Below are 11,931 nucleotides of genomic sequence, written 5' to 3'. Positions count from 1 at the left end.
GCTACCTGCCGCTGGGCATGGTCGAGGCCGGCCAGCTGCTGCCGGTGAGCCTGACGCCGCTGGCGCCGGATCTGGCGGCAACCCTGCCGGGCTGGAGTGCTGATCCGCACGTGATCACCTTCTGCCAGAGCCTGGTGGTGCTGGTTGGCGTGGTGGGGTCGTGGGTGCTGCAGCGCCGCCTGCGCCAGGCAGACCGCTGGCGCTGGCTGCTGGGTCCCCTGCTGGTGCTGGGCCTCGGTGCGGGCGGTCGCTGGTTGGTGGCTTTACCCTGAACCCGGTCCTGCCTTTGCGGAACTGAAGATCCGTGGCTCAGACGATCAGTAGCCACGGCAGAGGCGCTCGAGATCACTGCGGCGATAGAGCGCCACGGGCTGATCCGTGGGGGTCTGGGCCAGCTTGTGATCCTTGGTGAGCAGATGCTCAGCGCCGAGCCGGTTACCCACGATCGCCCGCTGGCTGCCGCTGCTCCCCCTCCAGAGCTGGCAGTCGTGGCGGCTGTCGGCATGGACCTGGCTGGGCATGAACCCAAGCCCCAACGCCAACCATCCCGACAGCGCCAGCGGCGTGACGGGTGAGCGCCGCGTCCCCCGGGATTGGCGAGGTCCGCGCCAACGGCCATCGGGAATCGGCGCCACATGCCGCACCTGCCGGGCCCGTCCGAGATAGACCCACACCTCTCGACCATCCAGCAGAACAAGCCGCTGGCGCCGATAGAGCCGCGGCACACCTTCCAGCCGATCGAGATCGCCAAGCTGAGCCTCATTCACGGCATAGACCTCCCCGTGGATGACCCCGTTTTCGGTTGAGGGGGTTGGGGATGATGGCGACGCGGATGCGCTGGGCGAGGCGACAGGGAAGCAGCCATCCATCTCAACAGCCATCGGGAAGGGGCCAAGGTCATAGAGAACAGCTCCGCCGAGGCACCCCCGGCCCAGAAACCGAGCTCCAGCCAGCCAGCCATGGTTCCGATGGCCCCGCATCAGTGTTCCGTAGACGAAGACGGCCTGCATGCCAGGGGTGGCAGCGCGACTGGGATAATCCGTTGACCTGCTGATGTCGTCCATGACCATTGCGCTGTTGCTTGCTCTGGCGGCCTCGCTCGGCCTGATGACCTGGATCGTCAAACGACTCGAACGGGCCTGAGCAACTGAGCCCAGCCTCTCAGGCAGGGCGTTGCGATGGCATCGCTTCCCCTGCGTCGGGGGTTGCGATGGCGACATGTCCACTGGAGCCCTGACGTTGTTGCTTGGCCTGATACATGGCCTGATCCGCCAGGTGGAGCAACTGCTCAGCGCTGGCGGCATGGTCCGGAAACAGGGCGATACCGATGCTCACAGACAGCGGTAGCCCCTCCAGCTCGGGGATGGGCAACTCCACCTGCTCCTGCAGTTTGTGCGCCAGCGTGATCAGTCCGTTCTGATCGGAAGCCTGGGGAATCAGCAACACGAATTCATCACCACCCTGCCTGGCCAGGGTGTCGCTTTCACGGATCACCAGCTGAAGGCGTGCCGCCACGGTCTTGAGCACACGATCGCCTGTGGCATGGCCGAGCTGATCATTGATGGGCTTGAAGCCATCGAGATCCAGGAACACCAGCGCCACCCGCAAGCCATAGCGCTTGGCCCGGGCCAAGGCCTGATCCATCTGAACAATCAGCTCGGCGCGATTGGGCAGGCCTGTGAGGTAGTCATGCCGAGCCTGGAAACGAATCTCAGCCTCCTGCCTGTAGCGATCGCTGATGTCGTGCAACATCCCCACATAACAAATCAGTTGTTCACCGTCGTTGCAGACCGCCTTGATGGTGAGTTCATGCCGCCTCAACTCGCCATTCTTCAGGCGGTTCCAGATCTCTCCTTCCCAGCGACCCTGATGCTGAAGGCACTCCCAGAGCTGTCGAAAGAAAGCTTTGTCATGCCGGTTGGACTTGAGGATGCTCATATTTTGGCCAAGCAACTCTTGCCGGCTATAGCCCGTGAGTTGAGAAAAGGCCTGATTGCAGGATATCAGTCTTGCATCTGAATCGGTGATGGTGATGCCATACGACGATTGCTCGAAGACAGTGGCCGCCAGGGCCCGCTCCCGGTTGCGGGCCTGCGAGATGGTCAGCTGATTCAGCACCAACCGATGATTCCGGACAAGCAGCCAGGTGATCCCGCTGATGGCGCTGCTGAAAACAACACCAATCGCAAGGGTGATCCAGGCGATGGCATTGAGCCCCCAGAATTTTCCACTGGTTCGACCCAACTGAACGCCAAGCAGAAAGGTCCTGCCGCCAACATTGAATCTCGAGAAGGAGGCATACTTCAAATCGGGAGTACCAGACCCATCCGCCTGCTGGGTTAACACCCGTCCAGCCGACTGACTGAACAACAGTTCACTTGGTGTCGCAAGACTGCCGTCGTATAATGCAAAGCTGGCTCGGCGGAGATAAGGGTTCCTGATCGGCACCAGTGCAGCCTGGACCAGATCAGCCATCCGCAGGGGGGAGTAAGCCCAACCGAGCAAGTCCTTGAACGCAGCATCTCCACGTCCTGCCGGGGAAAACACACCCTTGACGTGCATGCGACTGCCATCACGAAAGATGGGCAGATAAAGCAGCGCCCCTGCCTGGACATCGTCTGAATTTTCCTGAAGCAGTTTCACCCTCCCAGAAAGAGACGGGAGCCCCGTCAGCGCAGCACGCTTCATCGCCTCACGCCGCACAGGGTTGCTATACATATCATAGCCGACTGCTCGCTCATTACGCCAGTCGCTTGGCTGAAGAAACTCAATTGCGGTATAAATTTGCCGCCGGCCCTCAGGGAATACGCGAAAATCGTTGCGCCCTTTCGATCGCATGCTATTCAAGAAGAGCTTGAGTTGGCCTTCTGGAATCAATCGCGAAAAGCCAACTCCTTGAATCCCTCTGAGATTGGTTGCCGTTCCTGCGATCTCACGGAAGAAGCTCTGAAACTCCTGCCGTTCCACATCCTCTGAGGCGTTGAACAGGCCCACCACCGAGGAGAGCAGAGCCGTATTGACCTCAAAACGCCGTTCAACCGCGTCCCGGATATCATCTGCCAGCGCCTTTTCGAGGCGGAGATGCTCCTTGATCCCCCGCTGTCGTGCAGACTCCACGGCCACGGCCGTGAGCAACAGACTCAGGAAGAGCACAACCTGCGGCAACACCTGATAGACAAAGTGTCGTTGTCTCCAGAACGGAACTTCGCTCGTTGCCTCCAGAGGGGGTTCGCTATCCGTCATGGCTGGAACTGGAGCGCCGTGGGGATGCAGGCCAGCAGGAGATCGCCCCTTCAGTATCGCTGCTCTGGAGCCCAGAAAACGGCAACGCCAACCCAACCGAACAGCTCTTCATCAGCCTTCGCGCCGCTCAGCCTCGGCGATCAGGCGACGCACCCTCTCCAACACCGATTCATTGCTCATGCGGCTGTTCAGCCGCTCCACCAGCAGAGGGAAAGCCAGAGGACCCTGCCGCTGTGGGGTTTCCAGGCGCAACTCTGAGCGTTGCAGCCGCCGCAGGGCCTGGCGCAGCCGGGGCAACTCCAGCTGCTCGGCCATCACTTCGCGGCGCGCCTGCTCCAGCAGACGATTGTCCGGCTCATGCCGACCGAACACCTCGAACAGCAGGGCGGCACTGATCTGCAGCTGGCCACCACTTTTGGACTTCCCAGGGTAGCCATGACGCACCAACCCTGCAATCTGGGCAATGGAACGAAAGCGGCGGCGGCAGAGCTCGGAGAGATTCACCGCCTGCTCCAGATCACGTTCGAGGCAGGAGTCGTCGAGCAGCTCCTCCGCCTGCAGCTCGAACAGCTCCAGCAGGGGGTAACCACGCGGGGCCAGCAACTCGAAGCCGCAATCATTCACCGACACCGTGAAGGTGGTGGCCTGGCAGCGGGCAAGGCGCCAGGCCCAGAGGAAGCCCAGGCCCTCGTGCACGAAGCGGCCATCAAAGGGGTAGGCATAGAGGTGCTGACCCTCGCGGCTGGAGCAGATCTCCACCAGGAATTCCGTCTCCAGCGGCAGATGGGAGAGATCCGCCTGGCGGCGCAGCAGGGGCTCGAGAGCGCGTAATTCCGGGGTGTCGAGGCCGGCGGGATTCGGCTCCGATCGGGCCAGAGCCAGGGCACAGCGGTGCAGCTCGGCCCGCAGCTGGGTGCTGAGCAGATCGGAGAGGGCCATCTGCCCCCCCGCCCAGGCCGGCACCGTGGTACTGCGGCGGTTGCTGGCCTTCACCTGGGCTGTCATCTCACGCAGCCGCACGAACTCCAGCTGGCGACCGGCGAAGAAGAACACGTCGCCGGGCTTGAGGCGGGAGATGAACGCCTCCTCCACGTGGCCCAACACGGCGCCGCGCACGACGCGCACCGTAACGGCGCGATCGGCGGTGATCGTGCCGATGTGCAGCCGATGCAGGCGCTGGATCGCCGGCTCGCGCACCACATAGGCGAAGGGTTCTCCGGGGCTGGGCGGGCGCTCGCGGTCGATGCGGTCAGGCAGCAGCGCCGCCCGCTGCAACTTGCGGTAGCGGGGATAGGCCCCCAGGCAATCGCCCCCGTCCTCCAGGAAACGCAGACACCACTGCCAGGTGGCGTCATCGAGGTGGCGGTAGCTCCAGGCCGTGCGCACCGTCGCCAGCTCCTGCTCGGGGTTGAAGCCGGGGCCACAGGCCAGGGTGGTGAGGTGCTGCAGCAGCACATCGATCGGCGCGTCAGGCGGGCGGCGCTGCTCCACCAGACCGGCGGCCAGACCCCGCCGCATGGCGCTGACTTCCAGCAGCTCGAGGGCGTTGGTGGGCATGAACAGCACCTGGGAGATGCCACCGGGGCTGTGGGCGCTGCGGCCGGCCCGCTGCAGCAAGCGGGCCAGGTTCTTGGCGCTGCCGATCTGCACCACCCGCTCCACCGGCTGGAAGTCAACCCCCAGATCCAGGGAGCTGGTGCAGACCACCCAGCGGATCTCGGCGTTCTTGACGCCGCTCTCGATCGCCTCCCGTTCGGAGCGGTCGATGGCGCTGTGGTGCAGGGCGAGGGCGCCCTCCATCTCCGGGCAGGCGTAGCGCAGGCACTGGTGCCAGCGCTCGGCCTGGTTGCGGGTGTTGGTGAACAGCAGGGTCGCAACACCCGGTTCGAGGCCATCCACCAGCGTCTCGTACATGCGCAGGCCAAGGTGACCGGCCCAGGGGAAGCCATCGATCCGTTCCGGCAGCAGGCTGCGGATGCGGGTCTGGCGCTTCAGCCGGGCCGTGACGATCAGAGGATCGATGTCGCTCACCCCCACGGCGGCCCGCGCCGCCTCCTCGAGGTTGCCGATCGTGGCGCTGATCGCCCAGGTGCGCAGCCCCGGCCGCTGGCGGCGCAGCCAGCTGAGGCAGAGCTCGCTCTGGCTGCCGCGCTTGCTGCCGAGCAGCTCGTGCCATTCATCGAGCACCACCGCATCGAGCTGGGCAAACAACTCCGCAGCCCTCTGGTTCGCCAGCAGCAGCGACAGGGACTCCGGCGTGGTGATCAGGATCTGGGGCGGGGTGCGGAGCTGGCGGGTCCGCTCACTGCTGCTGGTGTCGCCGTTGCGGATGCCGACCTTCAGGGGCCAGGCCATCGCCACGATCGGTTCGCGGATGGCCAGCGCCAGATCGCGGCTGAGGGCCCGCAGCGGGGTGAGGTAGAGGAGGCGAATCCCGGGAGCCAGGCCGGCTCCGCCGGCGGCCTCCGCCTCGGCCAGCAGCTGGGCGATCGGGCCCATCACCGCCGCGTAGGTCTTGCCGGAGCCGGTGGGAACCTGGATGAGGCCACTGCGGCCCTGCAGATCGGCGGTCCAGCACTGCCGCTGGAACTGCATCGGCCGCCAGCCGCGCTGGGCGAACCAGGCCTCGATCGGAGCCAGCAGGGCACGGTGGCTGCGGCTGTTCCGTACAACCACGGTCAGCACGAATCGGACTGGGCCTGGTCGGACTGGCCCAGATCGGACTGCTTCTCAAGCAGGCGCCGCGCCGAAGCGAGGCTGTCGGCTTCGGCGGCGGGTTTGTCGCGACGCCAGCGGGCGATGCGGGGAAAGCGCACGGCGATGCCGCTGCGGTGGCGACGGGAGGGCTGCAACCCCTCAAAGGCCAGCTCGAACACCTGGTCCGGCGCCACGGCCCGCACCGGCCCGAACCGCTGCAGGGTGTGGCTGCGGATCCAGCGATCGAGCTCGCTGATCTCGGCATCATCGAGGCCGGAATAGGCCTTGGCGAAGGTGACCAGCTGGCCGGCATCGCCGCTGGAATCAGCCGGATCCCGCTCCCACAAGCCAAACGTGTAGTCGGTGTAGAGGTTGGCGCGGCGGCCGCTGCCGGCCTGGGCGTAGAGCATCACCGCATCGAGGCGCAGCGGCTCCTTCTTGTGCTTCCACCAGTGGCCCCGCCGCCGACCGGCCAGGTAGGGCGAGGCGATGGCCTTGAGCATCAGACCCTCCGCGCCGGCGGCGCCAGCCTGGTGCCGCAGCGGTTCGAGCCCGTCCCAGTGATCGAACGGCAGCAGGCTGGAGAGACGCAGGAGCCCGGCTGCGGGGGTGGGTGTCGCCGCAGTGACCTGCCGGTGCAGAGCCTCCAGGGCGGCGCGGCGGAGGCTCAGGGGTTCGGAACGGCAATCGCGGCCCCCCTGCTCCAGCAGGTCGTAGGCCACGAAAGCGGCGGGGCACTCCGCCAGGATCGAACGGCCCGGTGCCTTGCGGCCCAGGCGGCGCTGCAGCTGGGCGAAGGGGGCCGGACGATCGGCCTCCTGCGGCCAGACGATCACCTCACCGTCGAGCACGGTGCCATCGGGAAGGCTGTCCGCCAGGGCGATCAGCTCGGGGAACACCGGATTGATCAGCTCGTCGCCGCGGCTCCAGAGGAAGCTCTCACCAGCGCGGCGGATCAGCTGGCCGCGGATGCCGTCCCATTTCCACTCCACCAGCCAATCGGCGGGGGAACCCGGAAGAGGTGAGTGCGTGCTGGCCTCCAGCGGGGAGGCCAGGAAGAAGGGATAGGGGCGACTGCTGCAGGCGCCGCCGGCTTCGGCGGGAGCCAGCAGCTGCGTCCAGGCGGCGGCACCGGGCTGGAAGCCGCCCATGAGGCGATGGGCCAGCAACGGCTCCTCCAGCTCACTGAGCTGGGCGAGCGCCCGGATCACCAGTCCCTGGGCGACGCCGACGCGAAAGCCACCGGTGAGCAGCTTGTTGGCCACCAGGAGCTCCTGCGGTTGCAGCTGCTGCCAGAGGGCCTGCACGGCAGCCGCCTGTTGCTCGCCCTCCAGCCCGGCAAGGCCGGGCAGCAGCTGCTCCATCCAGTGGGCCAGGGGGAGGGCCATGGGAGGGAGAAGAGCCGTGGGATCCGAGGCGGGTGGTGCGGCGGCCCTTGTGGTGCGTGGTGGGGCAACCTCCGGGGCGGTCTGATGCCAGAGCAAGGCAATGGTTTCAGCGGAATCGCCCACCTGGGCATGGCAGTCGTCGAACAACCAGTCCGGCAGGCCGGTGCCCTCGAGACAGATCTGGCGCAGGCGGCGACCAGTGATCAGGCGGCGGCGCTGCTTGCCGAGCAGGCAGTGCAGCGCCCAGGCCGCATCGGCGGGGGAACGGGCAGCGGTGGCGGCGAAGTAGGCAGCCAGGGCCTCCACCTTGGCGCGGGTGGCGGTGGTGTGATCGAGGTGGGCGAACAGGGCCACGAACGCCTGCATGCCGGTCCAATGGACGCTGGCGCCATCCTGGCGGATCCGGATCACCCCAGCCTGGGGCGCTGCAGCTCGAAGAGTTCGCCGAGTTTGGTATAGGCATTCAGGGCCAGTTTCCCCACGGGGCGGAGCGCTTCCGGCGAGGCCATGCCGGATTCCGTCAAGCAGCGGCTCTGGACATGGACCATCACGATGCGGCCGAGGGCCATGGTGAAACGGGTGCCGGGCACTGGGATCAGATCGATGCAATCGCATTCCATGCAGGCCGCAGCGGCCTCGATCCGGGGGGCGGCGATGCGGCTGCAGGCCACGGCCTGGAGGCCCGCTGCCACAAATTCATTGATGCCCGGGGCATAGTCGGCGGCGGTGATGTTCATCGGCTCCACCAAGTCTTCATCCACCACATGCACGGCGAAGCAGCCGGTCTGACGGAGATTGCGCAGGGTGTCTTTCTCGCGATCCCGGTGGGCGCCGATCGACACCATCAGCACGGCCGGTTGATCACTCAGGGCATTGAAGAAGCTGAACGGCGCCAGGTTGGGCTGACCGTCGCCACTGATACTGCTCACCCAGGCGATCGGCCGAGGCACCACCAGGCTGGTGCAGAGCCGATACAGGGCGCCGCCATCGAGGCTGTCGGGATCGATGGATCGCATCGGCGCGGGCTCGGCCATACAGCGCACCCTGAACGTCAAGCGAATGATGCTGCACCAGGTCTTGGCTGAGGGTCCTGAGATCTGGAGGCACGGCTCCGCCCCCCGAGCGACGTGCTGAAATTCCGCAGCCCTTGATCTGCTGCGCCATGGATCGTCGTCACTGGCTGCTGCTGCTCGCAGCCCTGGCCTGCCTGGCCGGTTTGGTGCTCTGGATCGGGGAAATCGACTTGGGCCTCGACGACTCCCTCAATCCACCGCCAACCGCGTCGCCAGGTGTGTCACCAGGCGTGTCGCCAGCGGCATCTGCCGGCGCTGCCCCCACCAAGCCTTGAGCAACACCATCACATCACAGAAACGCTTGGCAGAACCTCCACGCAGGGCCTAGCGCATCAGCCTGGAAGTGATGGGATTGAAGCAATGCTGGCTGCACTGGTGATCCTGGCTGTGATCGTGGCCGTCGGGGCACTGCTCAATCCGTCCCGCGCGGAGTTCCGATGGTTTCTGCAGCTACGCCGGCCGAGATGGCTCACCTTCGAGCGATGGATCCCGCTGATCTGGCTGGCGATCTACCTCTGCTTCTACGGCTCGGCCCTGCTGGTATGGCAGGCAACGGCCAGCGCTGGTGCCATGGCCGGCTTCCTGCTGCTGCTGCTGCTGGTGCAGAGCTACACCTGGGTGATCTGCCGCACGCGCCGGCTGCGAAACGGCACTGCCGTTGGCCTGGCGGGCTGGATCTGGGGCGTGGGTCTGGCCGTCTCGGTGCTGCCGGTGTCGCGGCCGGCGGCAGGGCTGTTGGTGCCCTTCCTGCTCTGGAGCCCGGTGGGCACGTTCGTGACCTGGCGAATGGAGCGGCTGAATCGCTGAGCCGCTGGGCGTTGACGTCAGCAGCCCTTCAGCTCCAGTCGTACCAGCGGGCGATGCCCAGGCGTTCGGCCCAGGCATCGATCACCTGGCGATCCGGATCGCTCACCTCCGTGGATTCGGCCGCATCCGAGGTCGAGGCCTGAGCGAGCTGCAGCAGCTCGGTGCCCAGCTCCTCCCAGGCACTTCCCTGGTAGGGAAGCGAGAATTCCGGGACGCCGCTGAGGGTGGCGGCATGAATCGCGTAGGCGGCATCCATGGCCCTGTTGGCCTGCAGCACCAGGGGTGGCATGCGCCGATCCATGCCCAGGGCCAGGCCCTCCGCCAGCTCCTGGCATTGCTGCCGCAGGAAAGCGTCCTGGCGGCTGCGCAGCTGGGGCAACTGCTCGAACAACCAGCGATCCACCGCCATCGCCGGCGGCACGGTGCGTAACTGGCTGAGGGTGGTGTTGTACAGATTCAGCCCCACCTGACGCTGCTGCGCCAGCGAGAGATCCCGGTTTCGTCGCTCCGCCTCGCTCACCACCCGCTCCCGCGCCTCCCGCCGCGGCAGCATCGCCAGTTGCTGCTCGCCGGGAGCCTGCAGAACGCGCAGGAGCTGCACCGCCTCCATCGCCACCAGATAGGGCGTGGTCTCGTGGGTGTTGTCTCTGTAGAGAATGCGATGCACCGGATCGGCGTCGCTGGCGGGCAGCAGGATCGACTGATCCTCCAGCTCCGACACCCACAGGGTCTGCAGAGGCACACCGGCCACCTGTTCCACCCGATCGAACAGATCACCCAGATCGCTCAGCCAGGTGGCTGCATCAGGTGTGGCTGCATCGGTCATCGGATTCCTGAGCGCCCAAGGATCTACCGCTGGCCATGCTGCATCAGCGGCACCGACGGCCCATCCGGATCCACGGGCAGCCCTTTCAGGGCGAGGGCAAGGCGGCGGCCCAGCAGGAGCAACGGATAGAGGCGCCGGCCCCGTTCCGGTCCCCGAAACAACGGACCCAGCACCTGCAGCAAGGGGGCGCTGGGGCGCAGGCGCTCACAGATCCAGGTGATCGCCGCAGCGCCATGCAGCACCTGCTCCCCCTGCAGCAGCATCGCCCCATCCCGCAGATGGAAGCCTCGCTCTGCCAGCCGGTGCCGCAGCTCTGCAGCGTCGCGGCCATCGACGATCCGCAGACCGGGAATCCCACCGCGCAGCTCGCTGAGAACGGCGAAGTGACTGCAGAACGGACAGCCACCGTCGTAGACGAGCACCGGATCAGGGGTCAGGGTCATGGCCTGTCACGACTACGGGGATCCTGGGTCACAGTCTGGTCACCCTGGCTAAGGAGGGTGGTGGACGCAGACCCTCCGCTCTCCCTTCCCTTGGGTCCACCGACCCTCACGCCAGGCCGCCATGGGCTCAGCATGCGGCTGCCCCTGATCGCCCTGTTGGCGGTTGGATTAGCCGGTGGCGGCTGGCTGCTGTGGCAGCAGAACCGGCGCTCGCAGGAGGAGCGTGCGCTTGCCGCCCAGACAGCCGCGGTGCAGCAGCGTGCGATTGCGATCCGGGTGACGGCGGCGGGATCGATCCGGCCGATCACGCCTGTGAACATCAGCCCCAAGCAGCCCGGGCGCGTCAGCCAACTGCTGGTGGATCAGGGGGATCGGGTGGTGGCGGGCCAGCTCTTGGCCCGCATGGATGACAGCAATCTGCGGGGCCCTCTGCTCCAGGCCCAGGGCAACCTGGCGACCAGCGAGGCCAACCTGCGCAGACTGCTGGCCGGCAACCGCCCCCTGGAGATCGAAGAGGGCCGGCGCAACCTCCAGGAAGCCACCGCCCAGTTGATCGCCGTGCGCTCCACGTACCGCAGCAACCAGGAGCTCTATGGGTCGGGTGCCGTGGCCCGCGTTGCCTTCGACAGCAGCCGCTCCCAGTTCCTGGCGTCGGAGGCCCGGGTCAATGCCCTGCAGGCCCAGCTGGATCTGCTCAAGGCCGGCCCCCGCCGGGAGGACATCGACAGCGGCCGCGCCCAGGTCCAGCAGGCCCGCGGAGCCCTCGCCACGATCCAGGCCCAGGTGAATGACACATCGATCCGGGCGCCGTTCTCAGGCGTGATCACCCAGAAATACGCCGATGTCGGTGCCTTCGTGACACCCACCACCTCCGCCAGCGCCACCACCTCGGCCACCTCGTCTTCGATCCTGGCGTTGGCCAGTGCACTGGAGGGGATGGCCAACGTGGCGGAGGTGGATGTGGGCTCGATCTTCAAGGGCCAACCAGTGGAGCTGCAGCTGGATGCCTACCCGGGCCAGACGTTCAGGGGCACGGTGCGGCTGGTGTCTCCGGAGGCGGTGGTGGAGCAGAACGTCACCAGCTTCCAGGTGCGGATCGCCCTGGCGCCGCAGGACGCCAAGAAGCTGCGCTCCGGCATGAACCTCACCGCCCAGTTTCTGGTGGCCCGCCGTCCGGAGGCCCTGCTGGTGCCCACCCCGGCCATCGTCAGCCAGGAGGGGGGCATGGGTGTGTATGTGGTGGGGCCCGATCGGAAGCCTCGCTTCCAATCGGTGCGGGTGGGTGCCACGGTGGGCAGCCTCACCGAGGTGCTCGGTGGCGTCGGCGCCGGCGATCGGGTGTTCCTCTCAACGCCGGGCCGCCGCAGCCCCAACAACCGTCCGGTGTCCGCCGCCTCCCCCCTCGGACAACCGGCGGGCCGCGGCGGCGGCCCTCGCCTACCGCGCTGACGCTG

At 66.6% G+C, this 11,931-nt stretch carries 10 protein-coding genes and 1 pseudogene; 4 read left to right on the top strand and 7 right to left on the bottom strand.

The genetic code is table 11. The features are described 5' to 3' along the window. Nucleotides 1-272: pseudogene (locus tag VB716_RS03215) on the top strand (4Fe-4S binding protein); the annotation flags it as partial. A gap of 45 nt (nucleotides 273-317) precedes the next feature. On the opposite strand, the gene VB716_RS03210 reads toward VB716_RS03215, so the two are convergent. The 5 genes from VB716_RS03210 to VB716_RS03190 form a co-directional block, all read right to left on the bottom strand. Continuing rightward, nucleotides 318-1,010 (bottom strand): gamma-glutamylcyclotransferase family protein, encoded by a 693-nt coding sequence (locus VB716_RS03210; protein ID WP_323269699.1) that lies wholly within the window; start codon nucleotides 1,008-1,010, stop codon nucleotides 318-320. Nucleotides 1,011-1,161: 151 nt separating this feature from the next. Then, nucleotides 1,162-3,243 carry a CHASE domain-containing protein gene (locus VB716_RS03205; protein WP_323269698.1) on the bottom strand — a complete coding sequence of 694 codons (2,082 nt, stop codon included), beginning with the start codon at nucleotides 3,241-3,243 and terminating at the stop codon, nucleotides 1,162-1,164. A 111-nt stretch (nucleotides 3,244-3,354) separates the two neighbouring features. Continuing rightward, nucleotides 3,355-5,838: a ligase-associated DNA damage response DEXH box helicase gene (locus VB716_RS03200; RefSeq protein WP_416238075.1), complete on the bottom strand. Its 2,484-nt coding sequence runs from the start codon at nucleotides 5,836-5,838 to the stop codon at nucleotides 3,355-3,357. Nucleotides 5,839-5,921: 83 nt separating this feature from the next. Continuing rightward, entirely contained in the window at nucleotides 5,922-7,694 is a 1,773-nt protein-coding gene (locus VB716_RS03195) for an ATP-dependent DNA ligase (RefSeq protein WP_323246886.1), read from the bottom strand. Between the two features lie 41 nt (nucleotides 7,695-7,735). Then, entirely contained in the window at nucleotides 7,736-8,344 is a 609-nt protein-coding gene (locus VB716_RS03190; RefSeq protein WP_323269696.1) for a flavin reductase family protein, read from the bottom strand. Between the two features lie 146 nt (nucleotides 8,345-8,490). Here VB716_RS03190 and VB716_RS03185 point away from each other — a divergent pair, with 146 nt between their 5' ends. After that, the gene (locus VB716_RS03185; protein WP_197156131.1) at nucleotides 8,491-8,676 is read left to right on the top strand and encodes a hypothetical protein; all 186 of its coding nucleotides are present in this window, start codon (nucleotides 8,491-8,493) and stop codon (nucleotides 8,674-8,676) included. 85 nt (nucleotides 8,677-8,761) lie between these two features. Further along, nucleotides 8,762-9,208 (top strand): TspO/MBR family protein, encoded by a 447-nt coding sequence (locus tag VB716_RS03180; RefSeq protein ID WP_197156133.1) that lies wholly within the window; start codon nucleotides 8,762-8,764, stop codon nucleotides 9,206-9,208. A 28-nt stretch (nucleotides 9,209-9,236) separates the two neighbouring features. On the opposite strand, the gene VB716_RS03175 is transcribed toward VB716_RS03180, so the two are convergent. Both VB716_RS03175 and VB716_RS03170 read right to left on the bottom strand, forming a co-directional pair. After that, complete coding sequence (locus VB716_RS03175; protein ID WP_197156135.1) at nucleotides 9,237-10,034, bottom strand: hypothetical protein; 798 nt, start codon at nucleotides 10,032-10,034, stop codon at nucleotides 9,237-9,239. Between the two features lie 23 nt (nucleotides 10,035-10,057). Beyond that, nucleotides 10,058-10,477 carry a DCC1-like thiol-disulfide oxidoreductase family protein gene (locus VB716_RS03170; RefSeq protein WP_197156137.1) on the bottom strand — a complete coding sequence of 140 codons (420 nt, stop codon included), beginning with the start codon at nucleotides 10,475-10,477 and terminating at the stop codon, nucleotides 10,058-10,060. Nucleotides 10,478-10,567: 90 nt separating this feature from the next. On the opposite strand from VB716_RS03170, the gene VB716_RS03165 reads away from it, so the two are divergent. Further along, complete coding sequence (locus VB716_RS03165; protein WP_323269694.1) at nucleotides 10,568-11,926, top strand: efflux RND transporter periplasmic adaptor subunit; 1,359 nt, start codon at nucleotides 10,568-10,570, stop codon at nucleotides 11,924-11,926. Nucleotides 11,927-11,931: the final 5 nt, after the last annotated feature.

It is taken from the genome of Synechococcus sp. CCY9201 (assembly GCF_034931105.1).
GTDB lineage: Bacteria > Cyanobacteriota > Cyanobacteriia > PCC-6307 > Cyanobiaceae > CBW1002.
This window is presented reverse-complemented; position numbering and strand designations above follow the sequence as displayed.

What these genes read in the sequence shown, in the direction of transcription:
- VB716_RS03205 (WP_323269698.1), bottom strand. Translation starts at nt 3,243, where the DNA reads ATGACGGATAGCGAACCCCCTCTGGAGGCAACGAGCGAAGTTCCGTTC.
- VB716_RS03195 (WP_323246886.1), bottom strand. Translation starts at nt 7,694, where the DNA reads ATGCAGGCGTTCGTGGCCCTGTTCGCCCACCTCGATCACACCACCGCC.
- VB716_RS03190 (WP_323269696.1), bottom strand. Translation starts at nt 8,344, where the DNA reads ATGCGATCCATCGATCCCGACAGCCTCGATGGCGGCGCCCTGTATCGG.
- VB716_RS03170 (WP_197156137.1), bottom strand. Translation starts at nt 10,477, where the DNA reads ATGACCCTGACCCCTGATCCGGTGCTCGTCTACGACGGTGGCTGTCCG.
- VB716_RS03185 (WP_197156131.1), top strand. Translation starts at nt 8,491, where the DNA reads ATGGATCGTCGTCACTGGCTGCTGCTGCTCGCAGCCCTGGCCTGCCTG.
- VB716_RS03200 (WP_416238075.1), bottom strand. Translation starts at nt 5,838, where the DNA reads ATGCAGTTCCAGCGGCAGTGCTGGACCGCCGATCTGCAGGGCCGCAGT.
- VB716_RS03180 (WP_197156133.1), top strand. Translation starts at nt 8,762, where the DNA reads ATGCTGGCTGCACTGGTGATCCTGGCTGTGATCGTGGCCGTCGGGGCA.
- VB716_RS03210 (WP_323269699.1), bottom strand. Translation starts at nt 1,010, where the DNA reads ATGCAGGCCGTCTTCGTCTACGGAACACTGATGCGGGGCCATCGGAAC.
- VB716_RS03175 (WP_197156135.1), bottom strand. Translation starts at nt 10,034, where the DNA reads ATGACCGATGCAGCCACACCTGATGCAGCCACCTGGCTGAGCGATCTG.